The sequence below is a fragment of the Parvularculales bacterium genome (assembly GCA_036881865.1).
In the GTDB taxonomy this organism is placed as follows: domain Bacteria; phylum Pseudomonadota; class Alphaproteobacteria; order JAPOUT01; family JBAJNM01; genus JBAJNM01.
The window spans coordinates 13889-31024 of sequence record JBAJNM010000022.1 but is presented as its reverse complement, the minus strand read 5'-3'; the positions used below and the strand labels follow the sequence as shown (position 1 = coordinate 31024).

Below are 17136 nucleotides of genomic sequence, written 5' to 3'. Positions count from 1 at the left end.
TTTATGGTCATGAAAAGTGTCTCCCTAATTTGCTCTGGCTTCTAATTCTTGTTCCGGTTACTCGTTGGCTTGACTATAGCCTACCTGCACCGTTTCGGAAAGCGCCCTCCGGCCCTCCCTCACCGTTATCGTGATTGTCTTACCCTCAAGTGAGGTTGCCCCCTCACTCCTATCAACGGGAATCCTAAACTGAACTTTATCCTGCTCTTGAGCCTCTACTACCGGTACACCGAAATAGACACTTGGGATATCCACAGCCTCTACCACAAGATGGTAGGGACCCACATCAACACCCCCCTCTGACTGTAACCCTATAGCAAGAGCGTTACCCTTTGGTTTCAGTCCAACATAATCAAGTACAAGACCCGAGGTAGTGTCTTTCTCACCTGGTACCAACCGAAGGGCGGTTTGAATATCTGCCGCCGCCATACTGCTATTGGGAGGACCGGGTGGAATAGATAATCTCGCCTTGTCTTCTAACGGAACACACACCTCTCGGCACACACCATATGACAAAGTAAGCGCTACATCCATTGGTTCATTTATATCGGGAGCTACAACACGCACCGGAAACAACACTTCATTCTTATATCCAAAACTACTATCATCAGGCAGGTCAAAACGCTCAGGCGCAGGCCATAGCATCTCCGTCACCTCCATATTGTTTGAGCTGGACCAATCGAAAATCGGCGGGATACCGCTATCCCCTGGATTGCGCCAATACGTCTTCCACCCCTCAGCCAGGTTTACAACAACGCCCAACATCACCTCGCCGCTTTCCCCTAACCTTCCCTTATCGGCGACCAACGCAACACGGGAAGGTAGCGTCTTAAAAAAATCACCACCGAAACCCCACGAATCAGACCTCTGCGCCATAGAGGGCATAACACCAATGCCAGAGGCTAGAACACTCCCTACAATAAGAAGATAAAAGCCCACACGTCTTGTCCGATACCGACTCTGATGCCAACCCTGCGAAAACAAACACATCATGCAGGCGATTATAAACCCAACGCCATCGCATCGCCATCATTTATAGCTTATTACCCATGTCCTCACGTTTTGTTGTTTATCACAGCTATAGAGTTGTATCCCCTTGTCTTTCCAACACAGTTGCAAATAGGCTAATCTACCGCCATGAACGCATCCCAAGAATATGCAAGATATCCCAGAGACGCTGCAAGGAACGTGGATAAGAAATATTCCCTTGAAGGACATCTCCTCGTCGCTATGCCCAGTGCGGAAGGCACAAGATTTGAACACGCGGTTATCTATCTATGCGTTCATAATGAAGATGGAGCTCTTGAATTAATCATCAACAAACCTGTTGATAGCCTGCATTTTGGTGATTTGTTAGATCTCATCCCCTTCAGTACAGATGACATACTACCTCTTCATGAAAACAGTGCTAAACAACCTATTTTATTTGGAGGGCTTGTTGAAACAGGCCGTGGGTTTGTTTTGCATTCTTCCGATTATGAAGCTTCGGATTCAACCATCAACGTAACCAGCGACATCTGCCTCACCAGCACAATGGACATTTTGAAATCCATCATGGTTGGCGCAGGCCCACAACATTTATTGATGACGTTGGGTTATGCAGGTTGGGGGCCAGGTCAGTTGGAATCAGAGATGCATGCGAACGGCTGGCTCCATTGCCTTGCTGACCTCAACTTAATTTTCAGTCAAGACTTTGATGGTAAATATGACCGCTCTCTCAAAAAAATAGGCGTCACTCCTAGCATGCTCTCAGAGAGAGTAGGACATACGTGAGATTATCATTTAGCCTCTAGTTTTTAATGCCATCATGACAAAGAATGGCAAACAGCAAATGGTCACGCCTAACACCAGCAATTTGTAGATAAAGGCGCGCATAACCCTCCTCCGTAAAACCGCACCGTCGCAAAACCCATTTTGAGGCTTCGTTTTCTGGCAGACAAGCGGCCTCTATTCGATAAAGTCCGAGGGTATTAAAAGAAAACGCAAGCGTAGCCCGCACCGCATCAGCAACATATCCCCGTCCCGCATAAACCTGCCCTGCCCAATACCCAAGAACACCGCTTTGTTGCGCCCCCCGGCGAATAGACGAAAGGGTAATACCTCCTACCAACGCGTTATCGTGTTGACGGAAAATAAACCACGGATATCCCTCCTCCTCTCTAGCACTACGTTCATAGGCTGCTAGGCGTCGGCGATAGCCAGATTTGCTTAACTCATCCACTGCCCATGATGGTTCCCACGGCGTCAAAAACTCCCGACTTTCAGAGCGAAGAGTCGCCCAAGCTTCATAATCAAGCCATTGGGGAGCACGCAAATAAACACGGCGACCCTCAATCCGCCGCGTCTCTTGGCGCCATAACCCAGACCATAACACCGCCATCTATTACCCTCCCACTTGAGCCCGAATGAAAGAGGCCAACGCTTTTACATCGTTAGGTAATGCCGTGCAGTGCTCCGGTTTACTTTCAAGGCCTGCCAGAGATTCCACCGGAGGTGGCGTTAAGCCTGCTTCCCCTATAGCTTGCGGAAACTTAGCCGGATGCGCCGTGGCCAACGTAATCAAAGGTGTCTCTTGCGATAGGCTCCTACCACCCCCCTCACGCCGCTCATAAGCTACATGAAGCCCTACAGCCGTATGCGGGTCGGCAAAAAGGCCGGTTTCTTCATGTAAACGACGAAGGGCAGAAAGGGTTTGTTTTTCGTCAGCACGCCCGACATCAAACTGCCGTTTTATGGTATTCCAAGCAGAGGATGGCAGATTAAATCTGCCCGATTGCTCAAGAGAACCCATCAACCCCTGCACTATATTTGTATTATTGTTTGAGACCTCAAAAAGCAAGCGTTCAAAATTGCTGGAAATCTGAATATCCATAGCTGGTGACATGGTAGGCTGAACACCACGAGTCTCATAACGCCCTGTATCCAGCGCTCGATAAAGAGTGTCATTGCTGTTGCAAGCAATAAGCAACCTCTCCACAGGCAGCCCCATGGCTTTCGCGGCATAGCCTGCAAAAACGTTGCCGAAGTTTCCGGTTGGCACGACAAAAGATACCGCACACTCCGGTGCACCCAGCGCTACAGCAGAAGTTATGTAATAGACAATCTGAGGCATGACCCGGGCCCAGTTGATAGAGTTCACACCAGCGATAGAAATCTCTTTGCGAAACTCAACATCGCCAAACAGAGACTTCACCAACCCCTGACAATCATCAAACGTGCCATCAATCTCAATGTTGTGGACGTTGTCATCAATAATTGTGGTCATTTGAAGACGTTGCAACGGCGCAATACGTCCCTTGGGATGTAAAATGACGATATCTACCGTCTGGCGTCCCCGAAAGGCTTCAATGGCTGCCGCTCCCGTATCACCAGAGGTAGCACCTAAAAGTAGAACACGCTCACCCCGGCGAGTAAGGACCTCATCAAACAGACGTGCCAACATTTGCATGGCAACGTCCTTAAACGCCAACGTAGGCCCATGAAATAATTCCAACAACCAATCAGAGGAACCTATTTGCAACAAAGGTGCTACCTGCAAATGACTAAAAGTTCCATAAGCCTCGTGAGACAAACAAGTCAATACATCGGATGCTATGGCATCACCAACAAAGGGCTGCATAACCTGAGCTGCTATATCCTCATACGCCATACCCCGAAAGCTTCGTAGTGCATCTTTGCTCAGAATTGGCCATGAAGATGGCATATAAAGCCCGCCATCAGGAGCTAGCCCCTCCAGCAAAACATCTTCAAAGCCTACTGATGGCGCAACGCCCCGTGTACTGACATAGGTAATGCTAGAACTCACAACAATATATCCTGCACTTCTTAATCAACGCGCCGAGGTCGCCCCATGTGCCCTACTTGCCAATGCCAGACAAAATAAATACCCACCAAGACTACAGCAAGACCAAACCAGGTCAAAGCATAGTGAAGGTGAGCATTTCTGAAATGCCGTGGAGTTTGGCCTCCCTCCGGCACAGGGGCAACACCGGAAGACGAATCCGATCCGCGCTCAGCATCCACAAACAAAGGAGCTACTGTGGCAAGATCAAGAGCCTCCCCCATTGCCACGCTATCCCGCACAAACCACAGCCCATTTTGTGGCTCATCGGGAGGGTCAAACAAACTGCGCACGCCAGACGCTCGCGCTAACCCGATAATCTTGACAACCCCCTCTGGTTCTCCTTCAGTCCACACTTTAGGGTCGCGGCTATTTTGGGTTACAAAACCTCTATCTACCAAAACCCAACCACCCCCCTCACCCTCCAACCGCAAGGGGGTAATCACTTGAAAGCCTACCGACCCTCCTGCTTTTTGAGCAAACCAATAAAGTCGTTTGCTATGGTCAAACCGACCCCGCACAACAACCGGACGAAAAGCCCAGTTAGAAACATCAAGGTTATCCCATGTGTGCGCACCCGGAAAAGACACAGGGGCTAAACCCACCCGCGCCTCAACGGTTTCAATCAGATCTGATTTCCAACGCAGCCGCTCTAATTGCCACACCCCAAGGCCCACCAAAACCGCAAGAGTCGGAATAGCCATCAAAGTTGGCCACAACATAGGTTGAAAAACTTTGTGGGACATGGTTACCAATGGCGTATCACGTCCTTATAAACTTACCACACTTTGCCAAAACTCATGAAGCAGGGCCGCTTCCCCATACATAAATAGCGAAAAACAAAAACAGCCACACAACATCAACAAAATGCCAATACCACGCAGCCGCCTCAAATCCAAAATGATGGTTAGGACTAAAATCACCCCTCATTGCCCGCAGCAAACACACAAATAGAAAAATATTGCCTATAATTACATGAGCACCATGAAATCCGGTGGCCATAAAGAACGTAGCCCCGTAAATATGGCCACTAAACCCAAAAGCCGCATGGTTATATTCATACGCCTGTAGAGCGGCAAATAAAACGCCTAGGGCAATCGTAAGGATTAATCCCCACTTGAGACCCCGTCTGTCATTATGTAGGAGGGCGTGATGTGCCCACGTCACCGTTGTACCAGACGTCAACAACACCAACGTATTAAGTAAAGGTAAATGCCAAGGGTTAAAAGTTTTGATACCAGCAGGAGGCCAATGACCACCAGTCAGGGCATTGCGCTCAAATTGAACTACAGCATCGGGTGCTAAACAACATCAAAATAAGCCCAGAACCATGCCGCAAAAAACATCACCTCCGAAATGATAAACAAAATCATGCCATAACGCAGATGCAACTGGACAACCGGCGTATGGTCACCGCGATTCGCCTCCCGTACCACATCACGCCACCACCCTAACATGGTGTACACTACAATCACCCCTCCCGCCAGCAACACCCAGACAGTATAATCATGAAAGTACAACACCGCCCCCAAGGCCATAAGAAATGCCCCCAAAGCGCCAACAACGGGCCATGGACTTGGGTATACCAGATGATAGTCATGATTTTTTGCGTGCGCATCAGCCATGATGGAAAACCGTGCTCTTTCTTTCAACCTCTAAATAAGCTCTACAGAGTTCTACCCCGCAATGAGCCACGCATCAAGCCTATCTATGCCCTTTACTGTGGCCCCTCACTGACTGATCTGAAAGAACGTATAAGAAAGAGTTATCGTATGCACATCATTCATAGTGGGGTCATCATCTAGGGCTGGATCTATGTAAAAAATAACCGGCATTTCGGCAGACTCACCAGCGGCTAGATGTTGTTCTCTAAAGCAGAAGCACTCTATTTTCTTAAAATACACGCCAGTCTCATGGGGTGTTACATTAAAGACTGCCGAACCCGACGTTGCCTTGTTTGTACCATTGACAGCTTGATAATGGGTTTGCTCTACCTCGCCAATGTTAATTTTCATCTGTTTTTCCAATGGATCAAAACCCCAGCCCATATTTCCCGCAACATTACCGTCAAAACGAATGGTCATTGTACGGTCTAAAACCTGAGTTGGGCCTGCTTGCGCCGTTCCAGTAGTACCTCCATAGCCCGTCACCCGACAAAACAAGTCATAAAGTGGTACCGCACCCCAAGCAAGCCCCGCCATACCCCCTACCAGAAGTAGGCAGAACACAACAATCATCCGCTCACGCCGTTTAATCTCTGATAGCGTCATCATGGGTGGTGCATCCTCATTTCTTTGTTGCTTTTTACTATTCCGCTGTCTGGTCCCAGAACGAAGCCTCTATTTTGTGGCCGTCAGAGTCCAGCAGAAAGCAACCAAAATACGGCGCCCCATACAAGGGTCGCGGTCCCGGCGGGCCATCATCCACAGCACCTGCCTCAAGGGCAACGTCATAAAACCCGATAACCTCCTCCCTAGAAGAAGCAAAGAAGCCAACATGGGAGATAATACTCGGATTGTCCTCAGCCACGGCAAGTCTCCTTTCTCTTTGTTACATCACGACACACAATAAATGGTCAGGACTAAAACGGGCGATTTGCAACGTTGCCTCCTAGTTTTACAATCGTCACAATAAAAAACAAAATCACCAACCCTGCCAGCACAAAGCCCAAAACTCTGGCGCGCCGACGCCGGGCCCGCCACTGCTCCTCACCAAGAAACGGCACCTGTGTTGCAACCTCGCGCCCTTTATTAATAGGGGTAACTGTAGTCCCGTTTAAGTTATGACACTTTTGATTGTTCATGATAACACCGGTAGCATACCAAACAGGCGCGCGCATAATATAAGTGTAAACAGTAAAAACAGATAAATGATAGAAACAAGGAACAACCGTCTAGCAGCAGAAGGTGCCCGAGTGCCGTCGCCTGCTACCAACACATCCACCATAGACGCAGCAAAGGCCAATCCTAAGACCACAGCACCCACGCCATAAACCGGCCCCCATCCGCCCATAACCCAAGGAAAAATAGTAACCATCACCAACACCACCCCATAGATAACAATCTGAACCCGAGTGGTCCGTCGCCCAACAACTACCGGCAACATAGGAACTGCCGCCTGATTATATTCGTCAACCCTATACAAAGCCAATGCCCATGAATGCGGTGGTGTCCAGAGGAAGATAAACAAAAACAGAAAAATAGGCTCAAGGGTCAACGGTGCACCTGTTACAACCCAACCAATTACTGGCGGCAAAGCGCCCGCTACACCACCGATAACAATGTTCCAGACCGTCTGCCGTTTAAGCCACATGGTGTAGACAAAAAGATAAAAAGCAATTGTAAAAGCCAACAAAAAAGCTGCCGCGACATTTACCAGCAGCCCCATAAACGCTACCGACCCCACACTTAACGTCGCCCCAAACCCCAGAGCTTCTCCGGGTGTAATGCGCCCTGCCGGTATGGGTCTTGCACGAGTGCGTACCATAGTGGCATCAATATCTGCATCGTACCACATGTTCAAAGAACCTGCCGCTCCTGCACCTACAGCAATGCACAACAACGCAACACAGCCAATGACCGGATGTATATCCACTGGAGCCATTAACAAACCCACAAGAGCCGTGAATACCACAAGCGACATAACACGGGGTTTTAATAAATAAAAATAATCTGCCGCACTACCCATGCCTAACTCATAGCTCTCACCAGAACGGGATTTAGGGTGAGGTAATAGTCCAGATAATTCACTCATAGTCTCATCAAAAATTTGATTTTTTCCCGCAATAGATGATTTTGCCAAATACTGCCTCACGAAACACCAAATGACCTGTTTTCACGCCCCATCCATTGATCAACCACGCACGCTTGCGGTCACTCATTAGGCAATTTTTGGCAAATGAGTATATTGGTGGAATGGGGGTGGCGATGATAATGTCCATTCCAGAGTTGTTGCTCCCTCTCCCCACGGATTATCAGGACAGGGAACTTTTTGACGAAACGCCACCAGCATGCCAAACATGAAAACAATAATAGAGACCGCAGAAATATAACTGCCAATGGAGGAAATAAAGTTCCACCCCGTATAAGCATCTGGATAATCCACATAGCGGCGTGGCATACCGGCCAAACCAAGAAAATGCTGTGGAAAGAACAGTAAATTCACGCCAACGAAAGACATCCAGAAATGTATTTTTCCAAACGCTTCGGGGTATTGGTAGCCAGTCATTTTACCAAACCAGTAGTACCAGCCAGAAAAAATTGCGAAAACAGCACCAAGAGACAGTACATAATGAAAGTGCGCGACTACATAATATGTATCGTGAAGAGCACGGTCCACACCAGCGTTGGCAAGCACCACACCGGTAACACCGCCAAGGGTAAACAGAAAAATAAAGCCGACAGCAAATAGCATGGGGGTTTTAAAATCAATTGACCCTCCCCACATGGTTGCAATCCACGAGAAGACTTTAATGCCGGTTGGTACACCGATAATCATAGTAGCGGCAAGAAAATAAGCCTGAGTCTCTGCCGACAAACCAACGGTATACATGTGATGGGCCCAGACAATTAACCCCACGCCACCAATAGCAACCATGGCATATGCCATACCCAGATAGCCAAATACCGGCTTGCGCGAAAATGTAGCGATGACCTGAGAGATGATACCGAAGCCAGGAAGGATCAAAACATAAACCTCCGGATGCCCGAAAAACCAAAACAGGTGCTGAAACAAAATTGGGTCACCCCCCCCTGCCGGATCAAAAAAGGCCGTCCCAAAGTTGCGATCTGTCAGCAACATGGTGATAGCCCCCGCTAACACCGGCAATGTTAGCAACAACAGAAAGGCCGTCACCAAAAGAGACCACACAAACAACGGCATTTTGTGCATAGTCATGCCGGGGGTGCGCATATTGAGAATGGTGGTAATAAAATTGATAGCCCCCAAAATGGATGATATACCCGCCAAATGTAGAGAGAAAATAGCAAGATCCATGGCAGGTCCTGGACCTCCTGCCGTTGATAGAGGCGGATAGACTGTCCATCCACCACCAGCGCCCAAGCCACCGGGAGGACCACTCACAAACGGTGATATCATCAATAGTAGAAAGGCGGGAGGTAGAAGCCAAAACGAGATATTGTTCATGCGGGGAAAGGCCATGTCTGGCGCGCCAATCATCAACGGAACAAACCAATTGCCAAAACCACCGATCATGGCGGGCATAACCACAAAAAACACCATAATGAGGCCATGTGCTGTCACCAAAACATTGTAGAGTTGGTAATCGCCCCCCAAGATGCCATCACCCGGATACATAGTTCCATGCGCATAAGAACAGACATGCCACCGCCAATAGCTCCCGCAATAATGGCGAACACCAGATACATAGTGCCAATGTCTTTATGATTGGTTGAGTACACATAACGCCGCCATCCGGTGAGATGAGGCTCATGCTCCTCAACAGCACCGTTAACAGTTTGCTCTATGGCCATCCTTGAACCCTCCTGATGAAATGCTATCAATAGCCACCAGCGCGAGCCGCTAGTGTGACAGACGCCGACGATGCTACTGGAGAAGAGGGAGCCTCCGCAAACTCCTCTTTTGCTTCGTTTAGCCAGTTATCATATTGGTTACGCTCAACTACACGGATCTCAATGGGCATGAAAGCATGTCGTGCGCCGCACAATTCAGAGCATTGGCCATAATAAGTACCTATCTCCGTAGCGTTAAACCACGTCTCATTCAACCGCCCAGGAACAGCGTCCATCTTAACCCCAAATGCGGGTATGGCCCAACTATGAAGAACGTCAGCTGATGTAATTTGTACTCTTATTGTTGTATTCACGGGTACCACGAGGGGATTGTCGACCGACAACAAGCGATATTGCTCGGACCCAAGCTCATTTTCCTCCAACATAATGGACGAGAAGGTTAGGCCATCATCGTCAGGATATTCATACTCCCAATACCATTGATGTCCTGTTGCTTTGATCGTTATATCTATCTCAGGAATAGTTTCCTGATAAAACAGAAGATGAAAAGAGGGCACGGCGATCACAAGAAGAATCAAAACCGGAATAATCGTCCACACCACCTCCAGTGGAGTATTGTGACTTGTTTTGGATGGCGTCGGGTTGGCTCGCTTGTTGAAGCGAAAAACACAAATCAGCAAAAGTATCAATACAAAGATGCTGATACCTGCTGCAATATAAAAGAGGAAACGGTGAAAAGCCTCAGTCCGCTCCATGACAGGCGTAGCGGCTTCCTGAAAGCCCATTTGCCATTCAACGGCCACGCCGTTTGGCTGCGCCAACACCAGCGTAATACTACCCACGAGCACCAGAGCAACAATCATACACGTTCTAATCATCCATGTCGTTGTCTTCATGATAGTACAGTCAATTACAGCCTTTCCTGTTTTAGCGACTTCCAATATATTAATAGCAACAATTTCGCCATCATACACTCAACCACCTCATCCATACCAGCCCCCCGTCACCAAATTTGTCATTTTTCTCGTCATTTTTCCCTGCCACCAACGGTTAGGATATGGCATAGTCAAGATTAAGTGAAACAGGCTGGCTCCACCCGAAAAGGAGACCGTTATGCGTGACGAGGCTCTCGTCCATTTTCATTATGGTAGATTGATATCAGCAGGCGTCCATTTTGGTAGCCGAGGCATGGACACGCCTCAACTTTTAAGCGAAGCTGCGCCATGGCTAGACCCCCGTGACCCAGGAAAATGTGTGGTGGGCTTGTGTTGTGCCCACGCGGGCTTGATTGAAAATATCTGCAATGCGCCCCCTGCTAGCTGGCAATCATGGATGTTTCGCCAATGGGATGATTGGTTTGGACGCATCAATGGCGTGTTTTTGCTAGACCTTGAGACCCTGCGCCTTATACAACACCCTATGTATCGGTGTGATGGTACTATTGTACCGTGCGATTTATCCGCCATGCCCCGACGACTTCAGGCCTTGGACAGTATAGAGAATGACCTACGTCCCGTCAATCAGGATACAATCTCCCCCTGAGCAAGGATATTATAGGGGCTTATATACTTAAGGGAACTATAGCCCTGTGTACGCAAACTCAGACTGCTTTTAAGGAATTTTCCCCTCGTCCTCCAACCCTCTTACAATCCCGCCTACCTCCACCACTATTAATTTCCACCTTTCACCGGGGTTACGCGCTCAGACAGGGTATTACTTCAACAGCCTTGATAGTTTTTTCTGACGCACTCCCGCGCCAGCGCTTGCACTTTTTCTATCTGATTAGGAGACGAAATTTGCGTGATGGTCTCTCTCAATTTTCTTGCACGTTTATTGCCGTTTGATACGGCAATGTTGAGCCACATGTGAGCATATACGTAGTCTTGAAGAACGCCTGTTCCTTGGTAATACATTACTCCCAGATTGGCTTGCGCTTGCGCTAAACCTTGTTCGGCTGCTTGTTTATACAATGTCAGCGCCTGTTCTTTATCTTGTGGGACGCCCTCTCCAGCCCGAAACATATTTCCTAGATTAAATTGCGCTTGTGCAAAGCCTTGATCGGCGGCGTGGCGATACCATTTCACTGCCTGTACGTTATCCTGCGGAACACCTTGTCCCTTGTAATACGCTACTCCCAGATTGTACTGCGCCCCCCAAAGCCTTGATCGGCGGCGCGGCGGTACCATGTTACTGCTCTATTGTAATTTTGCGGGACACCGCGTCCCTTGTCATACATCCACCCCATACAAAATTGCGCTACAGCTAAAAATCTCTTCATGGTTTTCTTCCCTTTCCTCTTTTCACCTAAAGGGGCGATAGTAAGACGGAAAATAAAAATAGATACAGGAGAGTCAGGTTATCCATCGAACGTCAGTTCCAGACTCTTTTCAGCAAAGTTCACATATTCAGGATTGATTTCAATTCCCATCCACTCAACACCGAGTTCTTCGGCTACGATACACTCCGAACCGCAGCCGGCAAAGGATATCAGCACTCGGCCCTTGCTGCCCCTTATACGGGACTCTATCAGTCGTACCATGGCATCGCTAACCTGTAGCGTGTCCGACCCTGCAGCTCTCTGTCTGGTGGCTGCATTGATTTGTGTTGCTGTCATGGCTGTTGGCACAGCGGTGACTCCGGCATGTGTCCTTGCGGTTGAGGCCACAACCAGATAAGCGGGGAGAGTAGTCCCAACTCCACAAGACAACGTGTTACTTGACGAGGGTTTTTGGAAAACAGCCACGACGGCGGATGTGGAAGCGGCTCTTGAAGGCAGGGCCGACATGGAGGCCCGTGATAAGGATGGGCAAACATCCCTGCATTATGCGGCTACCGCTAGTACACCAGCAGTGGTGGAAGTGTTACTGGACCATGGAGGCCGACCCGCAAACGAGAAACAAAGTTGAAAATACGCCTTTTGATCTTATTCAGGAGAATTGGGCGCTCAAGGGTACAAAGCCTACTGGCGACTCAACAAAACGCAATCCCGTTAGAATCTGTGGTTTTTAGTTGGATGCTAGTAAAAACAGATTGTGACTTAAGTATATAACCCCCATATTATAGATTAAATTAATATTTTGAGTTTGGATATTATGGATGAGGTTCCCACAGTGATTATTAATAATACCGGAAATATTGGAAATGATGTGTTTTTCACCCACACGAGTTTGGACCGCTCTAAGGTTGAAAACCTCGTCAGCGATACTCTTCACGGGGCTGATGATGGCGAATTGTTTCTTGAATACCGGCAGTCGGAAATGCTGAGCTATGATGATGGACGCCTTCGGATAGCCGGATTTAATACAACCCAAGGCTTTGGATTACGTTGCATCGCTGGCGAAGCTACAGGATACGCTCACGCCTCAACTCTGTCTCATGACGCTATCATGAAAGCATCCCGCTCGGTCTGTGCGGTTAAGCAAGGCCATGAAGGCATTCTGTCGGAGGCGGCCTCACCCTCCAATACGGTGCTCTATCCATCTTTGAACCCTATGGAAAGCCCTAATTTTGCTGAAAAAATAGACATTCTAGAAGCCATAGATGCCTACGCCCGTAGCAAAGATGAGCGGGTACGTCAGGTATCAACGACCTTGGCAGGGTCATGGCAAGTGGTGCAAATTATTCGCTCTGGTGGCGAGACTCGCGAGGATATTCGCCCCCTTGTGCGCCTTGATATCTCTATTGTGGCAGGGAATAGCGACCATCAAGAGACAGGATATGCTGGTTCGGGAGGGCGCACAGGATATGACGTCTGGCTCATGCCAGAGCGCTGGCAGTCTCAGGTGGAGGAAGCCTTACGGCAAGCACTGGTTAACCTTGAGTCGGTGGATGCCCCCGCTGGTGAGATGGATGTGGTTCTTGGTCCCGGATGGCCGGGCATTTTGCTTCATGAGGCTGTAGGTCACGGTCTCGAGGGTGATTTCAACCGCAAGAAAACGTCAGCTTTTTCAGATCTACTTGGAGAGCGTGTGGCTGCCTCAGGCATTACGGTGGTGGACGATGGAACCATACCGGAGCGGCGTGGATCTTTGGGATTCGATGACGAAGGTACTCCCACGCAACATTCTATGTTGATAGAAGACGGTATTTTGAAAGGTTATATGCACGATCGCCTGAGTGCTCGGCAGATGTCTATGGCACCCACTGGCAATGGACGGCGCGAGTCTTATGCCCACAGTCCCATGCCCCGCATGACGAATACGTTTATGTTACCGGGGAGCCATAACCCCGACGAGATTTTGCGCTCTGTGAAACGAGGATTGTATGCTAAATCCTTCGGAGGTGGTCAGGTAGATATCACCAGTGGCAAATTTGTGTTTTCTTGCACCGAGGCTTATCTAGTAGAAAATGGTCGCTTAGGACCTCCGGTCAAGGGAGCTACTTTGATTGGCAACGGCCCAGATGTTCTCACGCGGGTTTCTATGGTTGGTGATGATATATCTCTAGATAGCGGCATTGGTACGTGTGGTAAAGAAGGTCAAGGAGTGCCGGTGGGGGTTGGACAACCCACCTTACGGATAGATGGCTTAACAGTTGGAGGGACGGCAGTATGAGGAGGTCCAGCAAAGTGGGCGCAGTTCCATTTTTTGTCTTTGTGTTGTTTTTTAGCGTATGGAGCGTGCCGAGCGATTCTCTAGCCGACTTAATTTCTGATCGCATCCCAGAAACTCTAGTGATAGAGACGAGTGAGGGAAAACGTGCCTTTACAATAGAGATTGCCCGTACCCCCAATGAGCAAAAGCGGGGGTTGATGTTTCGTGCGTCTCTGCCGGAGAATCACGGCATGTTGTTTGCGTATCGTCAAGATCAGGAGATCACCATGTGGATGGCCAACACGCCAATTCCGTTGGATATATTGTTTATTCGTCGCAATGGGAAGATTGCCAAAATTGAAACTATGACGGAGCCTTATTCTCGCAAAACTATCTCGTCGGGTGTTAATGTTCGAGCCGTCTTAGAGATTGCCGGTGGCGGGGCAGAACGGCTTGGCATTAAATCGGGTGATATAGTTCGCCACGACCTTTTTGCTCCTTGATTATTTGCCTGTGGATATAAATAACCGAGATGAGTACCGCTAAAATGATGGTTTTCAGGCCTGAATAAGAGGTCTGAAACCGTTACATGAGTACGACGTGAGCGCTCCGGAGAGATAGAACGAGAGAAATCAGTAATAAGGTGAAAACACCGCTGAATTAGCAGAGAGTTATGCAAGTGTGTTTACGAAACTATAGTAAGTCCCTTTAAATACAATCAAGTATAGTAAAGTCGTCGCCTATAGAGATACATAACTAACTTCCATTTATATCGGCGCAAGATGCATTATACTGACACCGCGATGCCTCCTAACAGTACAACAACAGACAACACGGGCTTCACAGACGACTCTACCCTCTTTATCCCCAAAAAACCAGCCCGCCCTCCGAAAAGAGAAGGGGGCAAATCATTTAATCTCGTATCCGATTTCACTGATGCAGGCGACCAACCCCACGCCATAAAAGATCTTGTAGACGGCATAAACACCCAAGTACGAGACCAAATGCTACTCGGAGTCACAGGCTCTGGAAAAACATACACCATGGCGCGGGTCATAGAAGAAACGAAACGACCTGCTCTTATTCTAGCCCCCAATAAAACTCTCGCCGCACAACTCTATGGAGAGTTCAAAAACTTCTTCCCCGACAATGCCGTGGAGTATTTCGTCTCCTACTACGACTACTACATGCCAGAAGCTTACGTGCCACGAACTGATACCTATATAGAAAAAGAAAGTTCCATCAATGAACAAATCGACCGAATGCGCCACTCTGCCACACGTTCCCTTCTAGAGCGCGATGACGTCATTATCGTGGCTTCCGTTTCCTGCATATATGGCATCGGAGCCGTGGAAACATACGCCGCTATGACCGTCGACGTAAAAACTGGCGTACAACTCAACCGAGAAAAATTAATCACCGACCTTGTGTCCCTCCAATATCAACGCAACGACCAAGCTTTTCAACGTGGCACATTCCGGGCACAAGGCGATGTGGTGGAAGTCTACCCCGTCCATTATGAAGACCGTGCTTGGCGCGTATCCCTATTCGGCGACGAAGTAGAAGATATCACCGAATTTGATCCCCTCACCGGTAAAAAAGAAGCCCAATTAGAAACCATACGGATTTATCCTAACTCTCACTATGTGACCCCTCGCCCCACCTTGGCACAAGCGGCTAAAGCCATCGCCTCGGATTTACGTGCACGCCTAGATGAACTCAACGACGAGGGCCGTATGCTGGAAGCTCAACGACTAGAGCAGCGCACTCTATTTGACTTAGAAATGATAGAGACTACCGGCTCATGCGCAGGTATTGAGAATTACTCCCGCTATCTCACCGGACGCGCTGCGGGTGAACCTCCTCCAACATTGTTTGAATACCTGCCCGACAATGCTCTTATCTTCGTTGACGAAAGCCATGTGGCCATACCTCAACTAAATGGCATGTATTACGGAGACCTACGGCGCAAAACCAATCTGGCAGAGTATGGATTCCGTTTGCCCTCCTGCATTGACAACCGCCCCCTCAAATTTGAGGAGTGGGATGTCATGCGTCCACAAACTATCTACGTATCCGCTACCCCAGGCTCTTGGGAGACGGAACGCACCCACGGCGTTTTCACAGAACAAGTCATACGCCCCACGGGTCTCATGGACCCTGTTTGTATAGTGCGTCCGGCAACTCATCAGATAGATGATCTCATCGCCGAAACCCGCAAAGCAACCACCGCTGGACAACGTGTTCTCGTCACCACCCTAACCAAGCGTATGGCGGAAGATTTAACCGACTATATGCACGAGCAAGGTATTCATGTGCGCTATATGCACTCTGACATTGACACGCTGGAGCGCATTGAAATCATCAGGGATTTACGTTTAGGTGTTTTTGATGTTCTGGTAGGTATTAATTTGCTACGCGAGGGATTGGATATCCCCGAATGTGCCCTCGTGGCCATTCTGGATGCCGACAAGGAAGGGTTTTTGCGTGCTGAAACTTCTCTCATCCAGACCATCGGGCGCGCGGCACGTCATATAGAGGGGCGAGTTCTCCTTTATGCAGACACCATGACTAAATCTCTAAAGAAAGCCATCAGTGAGACTGAGCGTCGCCGTCAAAAGCAGGAAGATTTTAATAAGCAGCACAATATCACTCCTGCCTCTATACGCAAAAACATTGGCGATATTCTAGATAGTGTCTACGAGCGCGATCATGCGCGGGTAGATATAGGGTTTGCAGAAGAATCGGAAAATTTTGAAGGACCAGATTTACCTACCCGTCTTAAGACTCTAAAAAAAGAAATGCATGTCGCCGCTGAAAATCTTGAGTTTGAAGAGGCCGCTCGCTTGCGTGACGAAATCAGGCGTCTTGAAATTACCGAGTTGGCCATTGCGGAGAATCCTTTAATGCGTCAAAGTGAGATAGAAAACCAAATGGAGGCAATTCCCTTGTCTAGCCAACGTGCTGGTCGTGGGCAGATTAATAAAAAAAGTAAAGGAAAAGTAGCCACAGGTAAACCTCGCCCACACCGAAATGCCAGACGAGGCATATAATGGTGTAGTATACAATAGCGGAGTGTATGATTTAGAGGAGATAGACATGACTTCACCCAATGGCCAGATTGAAGCCATAGCCCTACTCCAGCAAAACGTGCTCTCATGGAAACGGTAACAACCTGCGTGGTCACTGTAGAGTGTGGCATAAAAGTAAGCGCACGCGGAACACGCTAAGATTGTCAGGTTACACTCTTGTTTGAGGGTGCATGGGTTGT

At 48.6% G+C, this 17136-nt stretch carries 22 protein-coding genes; 6 read left to right on the top strand and 16 right to left on the bottom strand.

Annotated features, from left to right (window positions below):
• Positions 1-57 precede the first annotated feature (57 nt).
• Complete coding sequence (locus V6Z81_06295; protein MEG9862097.1) at positions 58-939, bottom strand: protein-disulfide reductase DsbD domain-containing protein; 882 nt, start codon at positions 937-939, stop codon at positions 58-60.
• A 198-nt stretch (positions 940-1137) separates the two neighbouring features.
• Here V6Z81_06295 and V6Z81_06290 point away from each other — a divergent pair, with 198 nt between their 5' ends.
• Positions 1138-1773, top strand: a complete 636-nt coding sequence (locus V6Z81_06290; GenBank protein ID MEG9862096.1) for a YqgE/AlgH family protein — start codon at positions 1138-1140, stop codon at positions 1771-1773.
• A 16-nt stretch (positions 1774-1789) separates the two neighbouring features.
• On the opposite strand, the gene V6Z81_06285 is transcribed toward V6Z81_06290, so the two are convergent.
• The 12 genes from V6Z81_06285 to coxB all read right to left on the bottom strand — a co-directional run bounded on the left by V6Z81_06285 (position 1790) and on the right by coxB (position 10307).
• Positions 1790-2380 carry a GNAT family protein gene (locus V6Z81_06285; protein MEG9862095.1) on the bottom strand — a complete coding sequence of 197 codons (591 nt, stop codon included), beginning with the start codon at positions 2378-2380 and terminating at the stop codon, positions 1790-1792.
• Positions 2381-2383: 3 nt separating this feature from the next.
• The gene (thrC, locus tag V6Z81_06280) at positions 2384-3805 is read right to left on the bottom strand and encodes a threonine synthase (protein MEG9862094.1); all 1422 of its coding nucleotides are present in this window, start codon (positions 3803-3805) and stop codon (positions 2384-2386) included.
• A gap of 20 nt (positions 3806-3825) precedes the next feature.
• Positions 3826-4587 carry an SURF1 family protein gene (locus V6Z81_06275; GenBank protein ID MEG9862093.1) on the bottom strand — a complete coding sequence of 254 codons (762 nt, stop codon included), beginning with the start codon at positions 4585-4587 and terminating at the stop codon, positions 3826-3828.
• Positions 4588-4639: 52 nt separating this feature from the next.
• Positions 4640-5077, bottom strand: a complete 438-nt coding sequence (locus V6Z81_06270; protein MEG9862092.1) for a cytochrome c oxidase subunit 3 — start codon at positions 5075-5077, stop codon at positions 4640-4642.
• Positions 5078-5142: 65 nt separating this feature from the next.
• Positions 5143-5466: a cytochrome c oxidase subunit 3 gene (locus V6Z81_06265; protein MEG9862091.1), complete on the bottom strand. Its 324-nt coding sequence runs from the start codon at positions 5464-5466 to the stop codon at positions 5143-5145.
• 105 nt (positions 5467-5571) lie between these two features.
• Positions 5572-6114 (bottom strand): cytochrome c oxidase assembly protein, encoded by a 543-nt coding sequence (locus V6Z81_06260; protein MEG9862090.1) that lies wholly within the window; start codon positions 6112-6114, stop codon positions 5572-5574.
• 34 nt (positions 6115-6148) lie between these two features.
• Entirely contained in the window at positions 6149-6370 is a 222-nt protein-coding gene (locus V6Z81_06255) for a VOC family protein (protein MEG9862089.1), read from the bottom strand.
• 52 nt (positions 6371-6422) lie between these two features.
• On the bottom strand, positions 6423-6644 hold the full coding sequence (locus V6Z81_06250; GenBank protein MEG9862088.1) for a hypothetical protein: 222 nt from the start codon (positions 6642-6644) through the stop codon (positions 6423-6425).
• Positions 6641-7594, bottom strand: coding sequence for a heme o synthase (locus tag V6Z81_06245; GenBank protein ID MEG9862087.1), 954 nt, complete (start codon positions 7592-7594; stop codon positions 6641-6643). Before V6Z81_06245 ends, V6Z81_06250 begins: the two co-directional genes overlap by 4 nt.
• 126 nt (positions 7595-7720) lie before the next feature.
• Positions 7721-9157, bottom strand: a complete 1437-nt coding sequence (gene ctaD, locus V6Z81_06240; protein MEG9862086.1) for a cytochrome c oxidase subunit I — start codon at positions 9155-9157, stop codon at positions 7721-7723.
• Positions 9100-9333: a hypothetical protein gene (locus tag V6Z81_06235; GenBank protein ID MEG9862085.1), complete on the bottom strand. Its 234-nt coding sequence runs from the start codon at positions 9331-9333 to the stop codon at positions 9100-9102. The genes ctaD and V6Z81_06235 overlap by 58 nt, the downstream gene beginning before the upstream one ends.
• A gap of 26 nt (positions 9334-9359) precedes the next feature.
• On the bottom strand, positions 9360-10307 hold the full coding sequence (gene coxB / locus V6Z81_06230) for a cytochrome c oxidase subunit II (GenBank protein ID MEG9862084.1): 948 nt from the start codon (positions 10305-10307) through the stop codon (positions 9360-9362).
• Between the two features lie 139 nt (positions 10308-10446).
• Between coxB and V6Z81_06225 the strand changes: the two genes are divergently transcribed.
• Positions 10447-10875 carry a hypothetical protein gene (locus V6Z81_06225; protein MEG9862083.1) on the top strand — a complete coding sequence of 143 codons (429 nt, stop codon included), beginning with the start codon at positions 10447-10449 and terminating at the stop codon, positions 10873-10875.
• Positions 10876-11051: 176 nt separating this feature from the next.
• Here the strand turns inward: V6Z81_06225 and V6Z81_06220 are convergent, their stop codons facing one another.
• From V6Z81_06220 to V6Z81_06210, 3 genes are all read right to left on the bottom strand, one after another.
• Positions 11052-11417, bottom strand: coding sequence for a tetratricopeptide repeat protein (locus V6Z81_06220; GenBank protein ID MEG9862082.1), 366 nt, complete (start codon positions 11415-11417; stop codon positions 11052-11054).
• A 44-nt stretch (positions 11418-11461) separates the two neighbouring features.
• On the bottom strand, positions 11462-11611 hold the full coding sequence (locus V6Z81_06215; protein MEG9862081.1) for an SEL1-like repeat protein: 150 nt from the start codon (positions 11609-11611) through the stop codon (positions 11462-11464).
• A 78-nt stretch (positions 11612-11689) separates the two neighbouring features.
• Entirely contained in the window at positions 11690-11947 is a 258-nt protein-coding gene (locus V6Z81_06210; protein ID MEG9862080.1) for a hypothetical protein, read from the bottom strand.
• Between the two features lie 94 nt (positions 11948-12041).
• Between V6Z81_06210 and V6Z81_06205 the strand changes: the two genes are divergently transcribed.
• The 4 genes from V6Z81_06205 to uvrB all read left to right on the top strand — a co-directional run bounded on the left by V6Z81_06205 (position 12042) and on the right by uvrB (position 16918).
• A complete protein-coding gene (locus tag V6Z81_06205; protein MEG9862079.1) occupies positions 12042-12239 on the top strand; it encodes a hypothetical protein in 198 nt (65 codons plus the stop codon).
• A gap of 186 nt (positions 12240-12425) precedes the next feature.
• Complete coding sequence (gene tldD / locus V6Z81_06200) at positions 12426-13886, top strand: metalloprotease TldD (GenBank protein ID MEG9862078.1); 1461 nt, start codon at positions 12426-12428, stop codon at positions 13884-13886.
• A gap of 14 nt (positions 13887-13900) precedes the next feature.
• Positions 13901-14368: a DUF192 domain-containing protein gene (locus V6Z81_06195; protein MEG9862077.1), complete on the top strand. Its 468-nt coding sequence runs from the start codon at positions 13901-13903 to the stop codon at positions 14366-14368.
• Between the two features lie 300 nt (positions 14369-14668).
• The gene (uvrB, locus tag V6Z81_06190) at positions 14669-16918 is read left to right on the top strand and encodes an excinuclease ABC subunit UvrB (protein ID MEG9862076.1); all 2250 of its coding nucleotides are present in this window, start codon (positions 14669-14671) and stop codon (positions 16916-16918) included.
• The last annotated feature ends 218 nt before the right edge of the window (positions 16919-17136 follow it).